Below are 16,219 nucleotides of genomic sequence, written 5' to 3' on the forward strand. Positions count from 1 at the left end.
TTAATTTGTGTGGATTTTTAGGATTTATTTCAGAAAGAAACTATGAATCACTTTTAGTTGATTCTCTTGATGTCATTAAGCATCGTGGACCAGATAAACAGTTATCTCTCGTACAGCGATCTGAAAGTTATTATGTTGGTTTAGGTCATGCTCGTCTTTCAATTATTGATTTAAGTGATGAAGCTTCTCAACCATTTATATCAAAATGTGGTCGTTATAACCTCGTTTTCAATGGTGAGATTTATAACTATAAAGAATTACGAGTTGAACTATTAGCACTAGGCTTTGATTTTACTACTGACTCTGATACAGAGGTACTTTTAAATGCTTGGATAGCTTGGGGCTTAGAAGCTTTACCCAAGTTTATTGGAATGTTTTCATTTGTTATATTTGACAAGGCTGCTAAAAAAATAGTTCTAGTTAGAGATGCTTTTGGAATTAAGCCTTTTTTTTATACTTTGCCCCAAGATAAAAGAGTTTTCTTTGGTTCAGACATACGTGGATTAATAAAACTTCGTAATACTACTTTCGAACCTAATTTGCAAAGAGCTTATGATTATTTAGTACATGGTGACTATGACTCTACTGAGTCTACCTTTGTTGAAGGAGTCAAACATATAATGCCAGGGCATTATTTAGAATTTAGTTTGATTACTGGGAATATGACTGAGCCTAAAGCTTGGTGGCAGCCCGATCTAAGCTATACTTCTACGCTTAGTTTTGATGAGGCAAAAGATAAATTGCGTACCCTATTTCTAGATAGTGTAAAACTGCATTTACGTAGTGATGTTCCATTGGGCGTTGCTCTTTCAGGTGGTGTAGATTCTTCAGCCGTTGTATGTGCAGTTCGTCATCTTGAACCAAACACGCCAATTCATACATTTAGTTATATTGCATCTGACAATCGTATCTCTGAGGAAGTATGGGTAGACCTAATTAATAAAGATATTAAGGCGATAGAACATAAAGTGGTTTCAAACTCAGCAGAAATGCAAAAAGATTTAGATAATATGTTGCTGATGCAGGGTGAGCCTTTTGGTGGTACAAGTATCTATGCACAATATCGCGTATTTAAATTAGCAAAAGAAAGTGGTATTACAGTCACCTTAGATGGTCAAGGTGCAGACGAGTTGCTAGCTGGTTACAACGGCTATCCAGGTAGAAGGCTACTAAGTATTTTAGAAACTGGTAATTTTATCAAAGCAAAATATTTTGCGAAACACTGGGCTACCTTTCCTGGGAGAAGTTATCTTACTCCATGGAAAAATCTTGCCAGCTTAAAGCTTCCAAATTTATTATATAAAGTAGCTAAAAAAACTACTGGTCGGGACAGCTATACATCAGGATTGAATATTGATTATTTAATTAATAAGGGAGTTAATTTTGAAGTTGATCGTTCAATTCTTTCAAAGAAAAATAAAGGAAAGCGTGTTAGAGAAGCTTTAGCTGAATCTATAGAAAGCAAAGGTCTACCATCGTTGTTGCGCCATGGTGATCGTAATTCAATGGCGTTCTCGATTGAAAGCCGTGTTCCTTTCTTAACGTTGCCAATGGCTGAGTTTTTATTAAGCTTGCCTGAAAATTATTTAATCTCTAATAAAGGTGTAACGAAGCATATTTTTCGTGAAGCTATGCGTGGCATTGTTCCTGATAGCCATTTAGACAGAAAGGATAAGATTGGTTTTGAAACTCCAGAAGCAGAATGGCTATTAAGTATGAGTGGTGCTATAGAAACTTGGATAAATGATGCACCAGAAATCCCTTTTATTAATAAAGCAGAAGTTTTAGAGGGGTTTAAGCAGGTCATACTTGGAGAGCGTAGCTTTGATAGCAGAGTGTGGCGATGGGTTAATTACATACGGTGGTACACCCTAATGGAAATAGCAACGTTAAATTAATAATGCTTAATTTATTAATAAACTAGGTTTTAAATTTTAGGATTAATTCTAAAATATGATTTAAATCTAACTAACTTGAAGTGTTAGTGCTGTATATCACTTTTAATATGAGTTTATAACAAGCTCTCGGTTAGTTAGTGTTTTGGTAGCTAATAAACATATAATTAGCAACATACAACTAAGAATTTAAACCTATCTTTTTGATATTAGAGTAAATTTTTTATGAAAATTTTAATAGTAAGTACTTTTTTTCCTCCCCAAAACTCTATTGCTTCTTTGCGACCCTATAGTTGGGCTAAATGGTGGTCTCGAATGGGACATGATGTGACGGTTCTAACAACACCTAAGCCGCAAAAAAGTTCTGATATGCCTATGTCTTATGAGGGGTTTAAAGCACATGAAATACCTGTGCCTTTATTAAGTACCTATAGTTTACGTAAAGCTGAATCCTTAAAGGCCTTAGTAGGCGATGAGGTTTTAAATGAACCTACAAAAACACCATGGTTCAAACGTTCAGTATTTTTTTTAAGCCAAAAGTATGGAATGTTCTATGGTTGTAGATTTCCTGACTTTACAGATTTATGGACACCGAACGCTACAAAGTGGGCAATAAATGAGTCTTGGGATTTAGTTGTTTCTACAGGCGGGCCCTATACTGTTCATAGGGTAGGCTTAGCTATTAAAAAGAAAAATCCTAATACTAAATGGATAGTTGATTGGAGAGATCTATGGACTGATAACCATCTGTTCCCTGGTTTCCCAATATTTGAGCATTATGAAAGAAATTTAGAAAACAGGTTCCATAAGTATGCTGATCTTATAACTACTGTTTCTAAGCCACTAGCTAACAAAATTCAAAGTAAAGTTAGAAGTAAAGTGGAGGTTGTATATAATGGCTATGATTTAGAAGATTTTGAGGCATTGAGTGATAAACCTTACTTTCCAAAAGACGATATGATACGTATTGTGTATACTGGGTCAATTTATAAAGGCAAACAGGACCCTTCGCCTCTTTTTAGAGCAATAGCTAATCTTAAGAAATCAATTAGACTTAACCCTGACTCTCTAAAAGTTTTTTTTGCTGGAAATAACTCGGATGTTACTTCATTGGCAAGTGAATATGATGTTGAGGAATTCTGTGAATATTTAGGTTTTTTACCACGGGAAGATGCTCTTAGGGCACAACGCGACGCCAATATTTTACTTTTTTTAGAATTTGAAGCGCCTGGTATAACAGGGGTATTGACGGGTAAGATCTTTGAATATCTTGCAACTAAAAAATATATTTTAGGTGTGGGTGCAACTGAAGAAACTAGTACAGGTCAATTGATTGTCAGTTCAGGACATGGTTCAGTTGTAGGTAAAGATGTTAAATTAATATCCCAAACTATTAAGAATTGGATAGAATATGGGGTTCCAGATATATCTTTATTTGGTAAAGATATAGTTGAAGAGTTTTCTAGGAAGATTCAGGCAGAGAACGTGCTTGCTTTTCTGGATAAAGCTTAATTCAAAAATAAATAATAAGGCTCAAGTTTATATGAAATTTCTGATAACGGGCGGTGCGGGTTTCATTGGTTCTGCTGTGGTAAGGCATTTGCTACAGCATACACAAAACTCACTTATGAATCTTGATAAACTTACTTATGCAGGTAATTTAGAGTCATGTGATCCAGTGAGTGATAATTCACGCTATACATTTGAACAAGTTGATATTTGCAATCCTACTGAATTGGCTAGAGTCTTTGAAAGGTATCAGCCGGATGTGGTAATGCACTTAGCTGCAGAAAGCCATGTTGATCGCTCTATCGATGCACCTGATGATTTTATACGAACCAATATTGTTGGTACTTATAATATGTTAGAGGCAGCGCGTGCTTACTGGAGTCACTTAAGTTCTGAGCGTAAACAAATCTTTCGTTTTCATCATATAAGCACTGACGAGGTTTATGGTGACCTACCTCATCCCGATAAGCTTGAAAACCCTAATTCAGTAGGTGAATACCTATTTACTGAAACAACCTCTTATGCGCCTAGTTCTCCTTACTCTGCTAGTAAAGCAAGCTCTGATCATCTAGTGCGTGCTTGGTATAGAACTTATGGTCTACCTGTAGTTATAACAAACTGTTCTAATAATTATGGACCTTATCATTTTCCTGAAAAATTAGTTCCGCATATTATTTTAAACGCATTGGCTGGTAAGTCTTTACCGGTCTATGGTGACGGCAGCCAGATCCGTGATTGGCTATATGTAGAAGATCATGCCCGCGCTTTAATTAAAGTAGCAACTGAAGGCGTGGTTGGTGAGACTTATAACATCGGCGGTCATAATGAAAAACGCAATATTGATGTAGTACTTATACTATGTGCGTTGCTTGAGGAGATGGCTTCTGATCAGAAGCCCGCGGGTATAGCTAAGTACGAAGATTTAATTGTATTCGTCAAAGATCGTGCAGGTCATGATGTTCGTTACGCTATAGATGCTAGTAAAATCGAACGTGAATTAGACTGGGTTCCAGAAGAAAGCTTTGAAACCGGTATGCGTAAAACAGTGCAATGGTATTTAGATAATAAAAATTGGTGGCAGCGTGTGCTAAATGGAAGTTACCGCTTAGAACGATTGGGAGAGTATAAATGAAAGGTATTATTTTAGCTGGCGGTTCAGGTACACGCCTACATCCTATTACTCGTGGTGTGTCTAAGCAGTTACTACCAATTTATGATAAGCCGATGATTTATTATCCCTTATCAGTACTGATGCTCGCTGGTATTCGTGAGGTTTTGATTATTTCTACACCAGAAGATTTACCTAGCTTCCAAAAATTACTTGGAACGGGTGAAAGCTTCGGTATTGAGTTAAGTTATGCCGAACAGCCTTCTCCAGACGGTTTAGCACAAGCATTTATTATTGGCGAAGAATTTATTGGTCAAGACAATGTGTGTTTAGTTTTGGGTGACAATATTTTTTATGGCCATGGCTTTAGTGGTATGTTACAAGAAGTCGCTAAGCGCCCGATAGGTGCTACTGTATTTGGCTATCATGTAATTGACCCAGAACGTTTTGGTGTCGTTGATTTCGATAGCGATGGCAAAGCGCTATCAATTGAAGAGAAGCCTCAAAAACCTAAATCGAGCTATGCTGTTACTGGTTTATATTTTTATGATAACGATGTTGTTGAGATTGCAAAGCAGGTTAAGCCATCGCACCGTGGTGAGTTAGAAATCACAGATATAAACAATGCTTACCTAGAGCGTGGTGATTTACATGTCAGTTTGTTAGGCCGCGGTTTCGCTTGGTTAGATACAGGTACTCACGATTCCTTAATGGAGGCAGGGCACTTCGTACAAACCATCGAAGCGCGTCAAGGCTTAAAAGTGGCTTGCTTAGAGGAAATTGCATATCGTCAAGGCTGGTTAACGGCTGAACAGCTTAGATTACAAGCTACTGACCTAAGTAAGACAGGCTACGGACAGTATTTGCTGAATCTGTTAGAGCAGGAGAATTGATCATGCAAGTGATTAAAACTAAGTTAGCTGGCGTATTAATTATCGAACCAAAGATTTTTGGTGATTACCGTGGTTTTTTTAAAGAAACCTTCAATGCTGAGCGTTATAAAGAACTTGCAGGTATTGATTTAACATTTGTACAAGACAATCACTCGCGCTCAGGTAAGGGCGTATTACGCGGTTTGCACTTTCAGAAAACTAAGCCGCAAGGTAAGTTAGTTAGTGTCACGCTTGGCGCTGTTTATGATGTTGCTGCTGATATAAATCCAGAATCATCCACATATGGAGAGTACGTGGGTGTTGAGCTGAGCGAAGATAATCATCGTCAGCTCTGGGTACCGCCCGGTTATGCACATGGCTTTTTAGTTATGAGTGATGAAGTAGATTTTGTATATAAGTGTACTGATTACTACGATCCTACTGATGAAGGCGGTATAGCGTGGAATTGCCCCTTGCTCAATATTGATTGGCCGATTAGTGATGTAAAGCTGTCAGATAAAGATAAAGCCTATGCGGGGTTGGAAGCTCATGTTTAGAGTCCTAGTGACCGGTGCTAAAGGGCAGGTTGGCAGCGAGTTGGTTAATTTGGTGCCTGCAGGCTTTACTGTGATTGGGCTGAGTTCTGCTCAATTGGATATTACTGATCAAGATCAAGTAAATGTAGCAGTTGCTCTGCACCAGCCTAATCTAATCATTAACGCCGCAGCTTATACCGCAGTTGATAAAGCTGAGAGTGATTCAGATAACGCATATGCTATTAATGAAAAGGCTGTAGCTTGGTTAGCTCAAGCTGCTGCGCATGCCGATATTCCATTGTTTCATATTTCAACCGATTATGTCTTTGATGGCGAGTCTACAACGCCATACAAAGAAACTGACTCGATTAACCCGCAAAGTGTTTACGGTGCGAGCAAGCTTGCTGGTGAGCAAATGTTAGCCGCGACTCATAATAAGCATATTATTTTGCGTACCAGTTGGGTGTTTAGTGCGCGAGGCAATAACTTTGTAAAAACTATGCTGCGTTTAGCTAAAGAGCGGGATGAATTATCAATAGTTGGTGATCAGCACGGCTGCCCTACTAGTGCGACTAGTATTGCAGATATCTTGTGGAAACTAGCTGAGCTATATCAACAAACTGATAGTCTGCCTTGGGGTATTTATAATTTTAGTAATTCCTCCGCTTGCAGTTGGTATGAATTTGCTGTTGAAATTTTTAAGCAAGCAAGAGAGAGTGGTTTTATACCGCAAACACCTACTATCAAAAAAATCACTACTGCTGACTACCCTACGCCTGCTGTAAGGCCAGCTTTTTCAGTCTTGGACTGTAGTAAACTAGAAAAATTATTAGGACAAAAGATTCCAGAATGGAAGTCAGAGTTGAGTACTATATGATAGATATTGTAATTGTAAATTGGAATAGTGGCATTCAGTTAAAGCAATGTATTGATTCTATTCTTGCCCATAGTATAAATAAGATTTCACGTATTATTATTGTAGATAACGGTTCAATTGATTGCTCTGCCGATTCCGTTGAGGATCTTTCGAAAGTAGAACTTATTCGTGCTGGAGAAAACTTGGGATTCGGTGCTGCTTGTAATATTGGGGCTAAAGCTGGAGATGCACCTTATATTCTTTTTCTTAACCCTGATACAAGAATTGAATCCAATTCTCTATCTGTACCTTTAGTTTTTATGGAACAAGCTTACAACTCAAAAGTTGGAATTTGTGGTATTCAGCTTGTAGATGAGCAAGGTGTTGTTAGTCGTAGCTGTGCTTATTCTCCTACTTTTAAACGTTTGTTTTTTTCTGCAATTGGTCTTGATAAATTTTCCAAGTTTAAAAGTACAGGAATAGCGATGTCTACATGGAATCACTTAAACACTCAGCAGGTTGATCAAGTAATCGGGGCATTTTACTTTATACGTAGAAATGTATTTGAGTCATGTAAAGGTTTTGATGAACAGTTTTTTGTATATTTTGAAGAAGTTGATGTGGCTAAACGCATTAAAGATTTAGGTTGGACTAGTTGGTATCTTACAGAAGCAAAAGCTTTTCATGCAGGAGGCGGAACTTCTCAACAAGTAAAAGCCCATCGTCTATTCTACATATTACGTAGCCGTTTGTTATATGCCTTTAAGCATTTTCCACGTTGGCAAGCTTCACTATTATTGATAGTGGTCTTTCTAGTTGAGCCTTTTACAAGAACTATTTGGTGCCTTATACGGCGTGATATTACTGGTATAAAACATACTTGGTCAGCTTTTCGCATGCTAGGTGGTTCAGTGGGTAATATTTTGCGTAATAACTAGAGGCCTAACCTATGAAAGTTCTTCTTTTGTCAAGATACGGCACGCTTGGTGCTAGTTCTAGAGTTCGATTTTTGCAGTATATACCTTATTTTAACGAAAAGGACGTTGATATAAGTATTAGCCCGCTTCTATCTGATAAATATTTACTTGCACTATATGAGGGGAATTCTCGTTGGGGTGAAATAATCAAAGGTTACTTCAGTAGGGTTGTCACACTATTTAATGTTCGTAGTTATGATTTAGTAATTATTGAAAAAGAAGTATTTCCATTTATACCTGCAATTGTAGAACGCTTATTTCATTTTTTAGGCGTGCGTTACATTGTTGATTACGATGATGCAATTTTTCATAATTATGATTGTCATTCATATCGTTGGGTTAGGATATTATTGGGCAAGAAAATTGATTCTGTTATGCGTTATGCATCCATAGTGACTGTTGGTAATAAATATATCGCAGAACGTGCTAAACTTGCTGGCGCTAAAAATGTTGAACTTATTCCTACAGTAGTGGATACAAAGCGTTATCGTATACATAGGGACATTGATATAAATACACCTATTGTAGGCTGGATAGGTACACCACAAACTAGTCAATACCTGCAGCCTCTTTTGCCGATTTTTGCAGCAATTAAAAACAATGTAAATGTACGTTTTGTTGCGGTAGGTGGAAGACCTGAAGACTTTGAAGGTACTGCTATAGAAACCTGGTCATGGTCAGAAGAGAGTGAGGTTTCATCTATACAGCAGTTTAGTATCGGTATCATGCCGTTGAAAGACTCGCCTTGGGAAAGAGGTAAATGTGGTTATAAATTAATCCAATACATGGCTTGTGGTGTCGCTGTTGTAGCCTCTCCAGTAGGTGTGAATTGTGATATTGTAGATTCAGATAAAACGGGGAAGCTGGCTTCTTCACTTGAAGAATGGGATCAGGCTTTAAGAGATCTACTAGAAGTTAACTCTAAATTTATTAGCAAAATGGGTGATGCTGGTCGACTAAAGGTTGACAAGTGGTACTCATTAGAAGTGCAAGCTCCTAGGTTTTTAGCACAAATTATTAAAGCTAATACTTATAATAAATAAGTTGTTTTATGAGTTTGTTACGTAAGTTTTTTACTTCTTAGATTAACACATGAAGTGCAATACCAAATGCGAGGTAAAAAAAAGACCTAGATGCGCTAGCATCAAAGTTTCTATCCACCGCCAAAGTGAGATTGCAACCATGAACTATACACATCTAAGCTTAGGTGAACGATATCAGCAGTATGAGCTATGCTGAAGAAACCGTACAACTAAACTTGGTAAACTAACGACTCAAAGAGGAGTTTACCATGGTCAAGAAAGTAAGAACCTACAGCTATGAATTTAAAGCCGAAGTTATTAAGAAGATAGCAGACAATAAGGGTAATATTTCAGCGACTGCAAAGCAGCTTGGCATAGCCATGCAAACGCTATCTAACTGGCAGAACAAAGCCACTCAAGGCAAGCTTGCAGGGACTGAGCAATATGACCCACAGCTAATTGCCGTGCTAGAAGAGAATAAGCGCCTCAAGCGACAGCTGAAAGTCGCTGAGGAGGAGCGCGAAATTCTAAAAAAGGCGACGGCGTACTTCGCCAAACACAGCTAGTAAAGTACGCCTTTGTTAAAGACAACCAGCCAATCTTTAGCATCACCACTATGTGCCGTGTATTGAGCGTTAAGCCATCAAGCTATTACGATTGGATAAATCGTGATATTAGCAGCCAGCAGATACATCGTAACCAGTCTGAGCTGCTAATCAAAGCGGCACACAGTGAAACAAAGGAGCGCTACGGCTTTGAGCGTCTGCATGCGCATCTAAATGAGCAAGGATATGATATCAGCCCATACATGGTCAGAAATATTAAAGAGGAGCATGGCATCAAATGCCGTCGCCACAAGCGCTTTAAGGTCACCACTGACTCTAATCATAATAAGCTCATCTATGACAACGTGCTCGATCAGCAGTTTGACGTCAACCGCCCTAACGAAGCCTGGGTCAGTGATATCACCTATATCTGGACAACCGAGGGCTGGCTGTACTTAGCAGGCGTTAAAGACTTGTATACCAAAGAGCTGGTTGGCTATGCCATCAACAAACGTATGACCGCTGACTTAGTTTGCAAAGCATTGAACATGGCAATTAAGAATAAGAGACCAAGCAAGGGACTAATTGTTCACTCTGACAGAGGCGGTCAGTACTGTAGCCATGCGTATCATAAAATTATTAAACAGCATCAGTTTAAAGGCTCCATGAGTGGTAAAGGTAATTGTTATGACAACGCACCCATAGAGAGCTTCTGGGGTGTATTAAAGAATGAGCTGGTATATCATCAGGACTATAAGACTAGATTTGCCGCTATTACCGATATCATTAGATATATCGAGTTGTACTACAACCAAACGAGAATTCAAAAGGGTTTAGGCTATAAATCGCCAAGACAGGTGTGGTTTGACTATTATCGTCAAGCTGCATAATTAAATCTCCCAAGTCTAACTGTACGGATTTGACGGCAGGGGTCACGTCTCTTCCAGTTTTGTATGGTGGTTGAACTGAGATTGTAAAACTCAGCTGCCTCGGCAAAGGTCATATAGTAGAGCCTTTATAAAAGTGGTACAGTGATTTTAAAGTAAGCGAAAAGTAAAAAGATTATGACTTATTCAGCAGACTTTCGAGCACAAGTGCTTAAAAGTGTCAAACAACAAGGTATGAGTATCAGACAAGCTTGTGCATTCTATGACATTAGTAAGGCCACGCTACAGAATTGGCTCAAAGATCCTAGTATCAAACTCACTCGCAATAAACCACCCAGTAAAATACCTGACGAAGCGTTATTAAAAGATGTTGAACAGTATCCAGACGATTACATGTATGAGAGAGCACAGCGTTTTGGCTGTAGTAAGTCGGGCATCGAGGCCGCTTTAAAACGTCTTGGCATCAGCCAAAAAAAAGACCTTAGCGCATCCAAAAGCTTGCCCATTAAAAAGAGCTAAGTATCTAAGCAAACTTAACGACTACATCGCTCAAGGCTTTACTATTGTATACATGGATGAGAGTGGCTTTGAGGCCGAGACCATTCGCTCTCATGGTTATGCACCTATTGGAGCCCCTTGCATCGATAGCTATAATTGGCAAGGTAAAAAACGAACCAACGTCATTGGTGCTTTGTATGAAAAGATGCTGTTTGCCCTGGATTACTTTGAGAGAAATATCAATGGCGACATATTCTACCACTGGTGCAAAAACACGCTAATACCATGCATCAAAACGAAATGCGTAATCGTCATGGATAACGCCAGCTTTCATAAACGCGTTCAGAGATTACTCAACAGGCATGGTCATCGCTTGTTATTTCTACCGCCTTACAGCCCTGATTTAAACCCTATTGAGAAAAAATGGGCACAGGCTAAGTTTCTACGACAAGGGTGGATAGAGAATAATCTACCTAAACTGTTCCATAATATGGGTTGTACTAATTTTATTGTGGATTGACTATACCATCATCTATACTTTTAAGAACTTGCATACGAAAATCTAGTGAGTAAGTCATGGTCTTTATAATAACAATTGAATTTGATAATTAGTTTATAACACTTTTAAGTGGACTTGACTATATTCGACAGTGTTGTTAATTTCGAGCTTAGTCCATGACTTTTGCAAGAAGTCTAATATTTGTAAAACTATTTTTCTAAAATAATCATTATGGTTGAATATGCTTAAAATCAATAACTATTATTTGCTATTTATTATTATCTTATTTTATTTCATTAAGATGTTTATTTTTATAGCTATTAAAAATGATTTATTCTTAATACCTTTAGGAGGAGGAAGTGATGCAAATTATTACGATAACTACGCTTTAGGTCGTTTTGATTTAGCAGTTAATGTATGGCCAGTTATATTGAGGTCTCTTAATGATATTGGAATTTATTCACGGGAATACATCTCTTACTTATTTTTTCTTTTAAATCTATTTTTTATTCCAAGTATGGTTTCTAAAATCTCAGGATTAAGCTTTAAATATCATCAAAAGTATTACCTTTATATCTTTCTTTTATGTGCTATTTATCCAACACTTTTTATTTTTACTTTCGATATTTATCGAGATGTATTTATGGTATTTATCTTCTTAATGGGTTGTTTTTTTGTGAAAAAATCTTTAGAGAGCTCAAGATTCTCAAGATTTTTATTAATGTTAGCTGTATCTGCTATAGTAGGTTTATTTTTACTAGGTCTACGCCCTTATCTAGGATATGCATTTCTATTATCACTTCTACTCTGGAAAATAAAATTTACTAAGAGAAGAATCATATTTCTTGGAGCGTTATATTTCCTTGCGTTATTCGCTGCTAATTATGTAGGTATTTTCAATTCCCTCACTGAATACCGCGCAGGATTCGAAGAGGCTGAGGGCGGCTCAAATTTAGGTATAGATTTTTCTAACCCCATCATGTTTATCCCTAATTTCATACTTAGCTTTTTAGGTCAGATGTTAGGGTTATATATTACCAATCCATTAGCAATAGTTCTATTAATTGTAGAGACAGTCCCATTTCTATTTATGCTTGTATACGTGATCAAGAATATCCGATGGGCTGATAAATTTGTACGCTTCTTAATCGTATTCTTTGTACTGTATGCTAGTGTCTGGTTAATTGGTAATGACAACTTAGGTACAGCAGTACGATTGAGGCTATATAACTATATTGCAGTTTACATTGCTTTTTTCTATATTTTAAGATTAAAAAGCTTACATTCAAGAAAGATTCAGGTGGTTAAGTCATGAAAATAGTCATCATTGGTACAGTGGCATCAAGTTTTTATGGATTCAGATCTGAATTGATCAAAACCTTGCGAGCAAAACAACATACGGTTTATGCTTTTACCTCAGAATATAGCCAAAGCGACCTTAAGCGAATTGAAGAGCTAGGCGCTATACCTGTTACCTATCAGCTAAATCGTGGAGGTCTGAACCCTTTAGCAGATATAATAGCGACCTACGCCTTATCCAAAAAAATTAAAAGCATAGCACCAGATATTGTGTTTTCTTATTTCTCTAAACCTGTAATCTTTGGAACGCTCGCGGCAAAAATAGCTAAGGTACCGCGTATTATAGGTATGCTTGAAGGACTAGGCTATACCTTTACTGAACAGCCTAATCAGGTAAGTAAGAAATCTCAGGCCATTAAAGCAGCTCAAGTCTTTCTTTATAAAATAGCCTTGCCGAGACTAGATAAAATTATATTCTTAAATCCTGATGATCCTAAAGATTTGTTGAAGGAGTATTCTATAGAGGTTAAACAAGTAGAGGTTTTAGGAGGAATAGGTTTAAATTTAGAAAACTATCCTTATTCGGGTGCTTATCCTACACAGCCAACCTTTATATTTGTAGCAAGGTTGCTGGCGGAAAAAGGTATTCATCACTATATATCAGCAGCTAAAATCGTAAAAAGTAAATACCCAGAAGCTAAGTTTATTGTATTAGGTGCTATAGATAAAGAAGCTCTAGGAGCATTAAAAGATTTTGAATTAAAGCAGTTTGTAGAAGATGGCATTATTGAGCATCCAGGTCATGTTAATGATGTGTCAAAGTGGATTGCTAAGTCTAGCGTCTTTGTACTACCTTCTTATTATCGCGAAGGGGTGCCACGCAGCACGCAAGAAGCTATGGCGATCGGACGAGCAGTTATCACCACAGATGTTCCTGGCTGTCGTGAGACAGTTATTGATGGCGTCAGTGGCTTCTTAATAGAGAAATGGAATCCGCAAGCATTAGCAGAAAAGGTGATTTATTTTATAGAGCACCCTGAACAGATTAAAAAGATGGGCTATGAGAGTTATAAAATAGCGCAAGAGAAATTCGATGCAGATAAAGTAAATAAACGATTGATAGCTATGTTGGGTTTATAAATGATAAAACGCCTTTTCGATATCACCGCCGCTACTACTGCTTTAGTTGTTTTATCTCCGGTATATGCTATCACCGCTTATAAAGTTAAACAAAATTTAGGCTCGCCAGTATTGTTTCGGCAGACGCGTCCGGGTTTAGACGGTAAGCCGTTTGAGATGATTAAGTTCCGCACCATGAAAGACGCCACAGATAGCGAAGGCAATCCACTGCCTGATAGTGAGCGCTTGACTGATTTTGGTAAAGCACTACGCAATAGTAGTCTCGATGAATTGCCTGAGCTTTGGAATGTCGTTAAAGGTGATATGAGCTTAGTCGGACCACGGCCATTATTGATGGAATACCTGCCGCTATACAGTAAAGAACAAGCACGTCGTCATAATGTACGCCCTGGTATTACCGGCTACGCGCAAGTGAATGGTCGTAATGCCATCGGTTGGGATAAGAAGTTTGAGCTCGATACGTGGTATATAGATAACCAATCATTATGGTTAGATATTAAAATATTGCTTAAGACAGTAAAAAAAGTAGTCATTAAAGATGGTATTAGTGCTGACGGTGAAGCGACTATGAGTAAGTTCACTGGTTCTCAAAATCAGTCAGCTTTAGAAAGTAGCTATGAGTAAAGTATTTGCCGTCTATGGTGCCTCAGGCTGTGGTCGTAGTTTAATGCCAGTAGCCAATGAGCAATTGCGTATATTAGAAGGTGATACAGATAGCCAAATCGTGTTTATTGACGATGCATTAGATGACAATATTACTGTCAACGGCTATACTGCGATGAATTATACAAAATTTAAAAGTATAAAAAATGATGATAAATTTGTCCTTATAGCCATTGCTAATAGTAGTATTCGTCAAAAAATTGCAGATAAATTGGTTAAAGATGGTATTTCACTGTGGACAGTGCAGGGAATGACTACTTTAATTATGGATGAAGTCAGTATAGATGCCGGTGCTGCACTTAGCCCGTTCGTCACTATCGCAGCCAATGTCACTATTGGCAAATGCTTCCACGCTAATCTATATAGCTATGTCGAACATGATTGCATTATTGGCGATTATGTCACCTTTGCCCCACGCGTCAGTTGCAATGGCAATATTCATATCCATGATCATGCCTATATCGGCACAGGAGCAGTCATCAAGCAAGGCACGCCTGATAAGCCATTAATTATTGGTAAAGGTGCCATTGTAGGGATGGGTGCGGTAGTGACCAAAGAGGTCCCAGCTGGGGCAGTCGTGATTGGCAATCCTGCAAGGCTCCTGAATAAATAAAAAGTATAAATAAAACCCCAGAATCAAATATTGCGTTATAAGTTATTAATTTTCAATAATGAATCATCAGTTATAAATAAGCACCATCGAGGCAACTATGTTAAACACCCCATTTTCACCTTGGCCAAGCTTTACTCAAATCGAGGCTGATGCGGTCAGTCGAGTATTATTATCCAATCAGGTAAATTATTGGACAGGGCAAGAGTGTCGTCAGTTCGAGACGGAATTCGCTGAGTGGGCTGATAGCAAGTATGCCATTGCGATGGGTAATGGTACTTTAGCATTAGACGTTGCCTTACAAGCGTTAGATATTGGCGCAGGCGATGAGGTCATCGTGACGCCGCGTACCTTTATTGCGAGTATCTCATCGGTGGTCAATATTGGCGCTACGCCAGTATTTTCCGATGTTGACGAAGCCACTGGTAACATTACTCCTGAGTCGATCGCTGCGGTGTTGACTGACAAGACCAAAGGTATTGTATGCGTACATCTGGCAGGCTGGCCATGTGATATGGATGGCATCATGGCGCTGGCAGATAAGCATAATCTATATGTGATAGAAGACTGCGCGCAGGCACATGGTGCGACCTATAAAGGTCGGAGTGTCGGTAGTATTGGTCATATCGGCGCGTGGAGCTTTTGCCAAGACAAGATCATGACCACAGGCGGTGAGGGCGGCATGGTCACCACCAATGACGAGCAGTTATGGCGTAAGATGTGGGCGTATAAAGACCATGGTAAAAGCTACGCTGCTGTCTATGAGACAGATCATGCACCCGGCTATCGCTGGTTACATGAAAGCTTCGGTACAAATTGGCGTATGACTGAAATGCAAGCAGTGCTCGGTCGTATTCAATTAAAAAGGATGCCTGATTGGACAGCCAAGCGTACCGCCAATGCTCAAACTATCCTAGATGCCTGTGCTAAATGGGAAGCAAAAGGCTATCTTTCTGTACCAAGATTAGAAGAATCAGTGCAGTTTGCAGATTCGACCCACGCCTATTATAAGCTTTACGTCTATGTGCAGTCAGATAACCTACCGAAAGAGTGGTCACGAGATCGTATTATTCGAGAGATAAATGACTTAGGGGTTCCTTGTTTTTCAGGATCGGCTTCTGAGGTATATCTGGAAAAAGCATTTGATAATACCGGCTTACGTCCTGAAAATAGACTGCCAGTCGCTAAGCAGCTGGGCGAAACCAGCTTGATGTTTTTGGTACATCCAACGTTGACAGAAGACGAAATTAAGCAAACCGTACAGGCGATTGATGGCGTATTTGCGAATATACATAACCAATAA

16 protein-coding genes are annotated in these 16,219 nt (G+C 38.5%); all 16 read left to right on the top strand.

Features of this window, described 5'->3' with window-relative positions:
- Window positions 1-5 precede the first annotated feature (5 nt).
- The gene (gene asnB, locus PCRYO_RS03245; RefSeq protein WP_011512973.1) at window positions 6-1,898 is read left to right on the top strand and encodes an asparagine synthase (glutamine-hydrolyzing); all 1,893 of its coding nucleotides are present in this window, start codon (window positions 6-8) and stop codon (window positions 1,896-1,898) included.
- A 222-nt stretch (window positions 1,899-2,120) separates the two neighbouring features.
- The gene (locus PCRYO_RS03250) at window positions 2,121-3,407 is read left to right on the top strand and encodes a glycosyltransferase (protein ID WP_041752988.1); all 1,287 of its coding nucleotides are present in this window, start codon (window positions 2,121-2,123) and stop codon (window positions 3,405-3,407) included.
- A gap of 31 nt (window positions 3,408-3,438) precedes the next feature.
- Window positions 3,439-4,536, top strand: a complete 1,098-nt coding sequence (gene rfbB, locus PCRYO_RS03255) for a dTDP-glucose 4,6-dehydratase (protein WP_011512975.1) — start codon at window positions 3,439-3,441, stop codon at window positions 4,534-4,536.
- A complete protein-coding gene (gene rfbA, locus PCRYO_RS03260) occupies window positions 4,533-5,405 on the top strand; it encodes a glucose-1-phosphate thymidylyltransferase RfbA (RefSeq protein WP_011512976.1) in 873 nt (290 codons plus the stop codon). The genes rfbB and rfbA overlap by 4 nt, the downstream gene beginning before the upstream one ends.
- Window positions 5,406-5,407: 2 nt before the next feature.
- Window positions 5,408-5,941, top strand: coding sequence for a dTDP-4-dehydrorhamnose 3,5-epimerase (gene rfbC / locus PCRYO_RS03265; protein ID WP_011512977.1), 534 nt, complete (start codon window positions 5,408-5,410; stop codon window positions 5,939-5,941).
- On the top strand, window positions 5,934-6,797 hold the full coding sequence (gene rfbD, locus PCRYO_RS03270; RefSeq protein WP_011512978.1) for a dTDP-4-dehydrorhamnose reductase: 864 nt from the start codon (window positions 5,934-5,936) through the stop codon (window positions 6,795-6,797). The genes rfbC and rfbD overlap by 8 nt, the downstream gene beginning before the upstream one ends.
- Complete coding sequence (locus PCRYO_RS03275) at window positions 6,794-7,714, top strand: glycosyltransferase family 2 protein (RefSeq protein WP_011512979.1); 921 nt, start codon at window positions 6,794-6,796, stop codon at window positions 7,712-7,714. The genes rfbD and PCRYO_RS03275 overlap by 4 nt, the downstream gene beginning before the upstream one ends.
- A gap of 11 nt (window positions 7,715-7,725) precedes the next feature.
- Window positions 7,726-8,796, top strand: coding sequence for a glycosyltransferase family 4 protein (locus tag PCRYO_RS03280; RefSeq protein WP_011512980.1), 1,071 nt, complete (start codon window positions 7,726-7,728; stop codon window positions 8,794-8,796).
- A gap of 248 nt (window positions 8,797-9,044) precedes the next feature.
- A protein-coding gene (locus PCRYO_RS03290) for an IS3 family transposase (protein WP_088591977.1) occupies window positions 9,045-10,210 on the top strand; the annotation gives its coding sequence in 2 pieces (ribosomal slippage) (window positions 9,045-9,303 and window positions 9,303-10,210; 1,167 coding nt in all).
- A 174-nt stretch (window positions 10,211-10,384) separates the two neighbouring features.
- Window positions 10,385-10,726: an IS630 transposase-related protein gene (locus PCRYO_RS13280; RefSeq protein ID WP_011512983.1), complete on the top strand. Its 342-nt coding sequence runs from the start codon at window positions 10,385-10,387 to the stop codon at window positions 10,724-10,726.
- A complete protein-coding gene (locus PCRYO_RS13140; RefSeq protein WP_105575689.1) occupies window positions 10,665-11,225 on the top strand; it encodes an IS630 family transposase in 561 nt (186 codons plus the stop codon). The genes PCRYO_RS13280 and PCRYO_RS13140 overlap by 62 nt, the downstream gene beginning before the upstream one ends.
- A 220-nt stretch (window positions 11,226-11,445) precedes the next feature.
- On the top strand, window positions 11,446-12,519 hold the full coding sequence (locus PCRYO_RS03305) for a hypothetical protein (protein WP_105575690.1): 1,074 nt from the start codon (window positions 11,446-11,448) through the stop codon (window positions 12,517-12,519).
- Window positions 12,516-13,643, top strand: a complete 1,128-nt coding sequence (locus PCRYO_RS03310; protein ID WP_011512986.1) for a glycosyltransferase family 4 protein — start codon at window positions 12,516-12,518, stop codon at window positions 13,641-13,643. The genes PCRYO_RS03305 and PCRYO_RS03310 overlap by 4 nt, the downstream gene beginning before the upstream one ends.
- Window positions 13,644-14,267, top strand: coding sequence for a sugar transferase (locus tag PCRYO_RS03315; protein WP_011512987.1), 624 nt, complete (start codon window positions 13,644-13,646; stop codon window positions 14,265-14,267).
- A complete protein-coding gene (locus tag PCRYO_RS03320) occupies window positions 14,260-14,919 on the top strand; it encodes an acetyltransferase (protein WP_011512988.1) in 660 nt (219 codons plus the stop codon). The genes PCRYO_RS03315 and PCRYO_RS03320 overlap by 8 nt, the downstream gene beginning before the upstream one ends.
- A 97-nt stretch (window positions 14,920-15,016) precedes the next feature.
- Window positions 15,017-16,219: a DegT/DnrJ/EryC1/StrS family aminotransferase gene (locus tag PCRYO_RS03325; protein WP_011512989.1), complete on the top strand. Its 1,203-nt coding sequence runs from the start codon at window positions 15,017-15,019 to the stop codon at window positions 16,217-16,219.

The organism is Psychrobacter cryohalolentis K5, from assembly GCF_000013905.1.
In the GTDB taxonomy this organism is placed as follows: Bacteria; Pseudomonadota; Gammaproteobacteria; order Pseudomonadales; family Moraxellaceae; genus Psychrobacter; species Psychrobacter cryohalolentis.

Bases quoted from the DNA above. Each gene is read 5' to 3' on its own strand.
- PCRYO_RS03250 (WP_041752988.1), top strand. From the start codon at position 2,121: ATGAAAATTTTAATAGTAAGTACTTTTTTTCCTCCCCAAAACTCTATT.
- rfbB (WP_011512975.1), top strand. From the start codon at position 3,439: ATGAAATTTCTGATAACGGGCGGTGCGGGTTTCATTGGTTCTGCTGTG.
- rfbA (WP_011512976.1), top strand. From the start codon at position 4,533: ATGAAAGGTATTATTTTAGCTGGCGGTTCAGGTACACGCCTACATCCT.
- rfbC (WP_011512977.1), top strand. From the start codon at position 5,408: ATGCAAGTGATTAAAACTAAGTTAGCTGGCGTATTAATTATCGAACCA.
- rfbD (WP_011512978.1), top strand. From the start codon at position 5,934: ATGTTTAGAGTCCTAGTGACCGGTGCTAAAGGGCAGGTTGGCAGCGAG.
- PCRYO_RS03275 (WP_011512979.1), top strand. From the start codon at position 6,794: ATGATAGATATTGTAATTGTAAATTGGAATAGTGGCATTCAGTTAAAG.
- PCRYO_RS03280 (WP_011512980.1), top strand. From the start codon at position 7,726: ATGAAAGTTCTTCTTTTGTCAAGATACGGCACGCTTGGTGCTAGTTCT.
- PCRYO_RS13280 (WP_011512983.1), top strand. From the start codon at position 10,385: ATGACTTATTCAGCAGACTTTCGAGCACAAGTGCTTAAAAGTGTCAAA.
- PCRYO_RS03305 (WP_105575690.1), top strand. From the start codon at position 11,446: ATGCTTAAAATCAATAACTATTATTTGCTATTTATTATTATCTTATTT.
- PCRYO_RS03310 (WP_011512986.1), top strand. From the start codon at position 12,516: ATGAAAATAGTCATCATTGGTACAGTGGCATCAAGTTTTTATGGATTC.
- PCRYO_RS03315 (WP_011512987.1), top strand. From the start codon at position 13,644: ATGATAAAACGCCTTTTCGATATCACCGCCGCTACTACTGCTTTAGTT.
- PCRYO_RS03320 (WP_011512988.1), top strand. From the start codon at position 14,260: ATGAGTAAAGTATTTGCCGTCTATGGTGCCTCAGGCTGTGGTCGTAGT.
- PCRYO_RS03325 (WP_011512989.1), top strand. From the start codon at position 15,017: ATGTTAAACACCCCATTTTCACCTTGGCCAAGCTTTACTCAAATCGAG.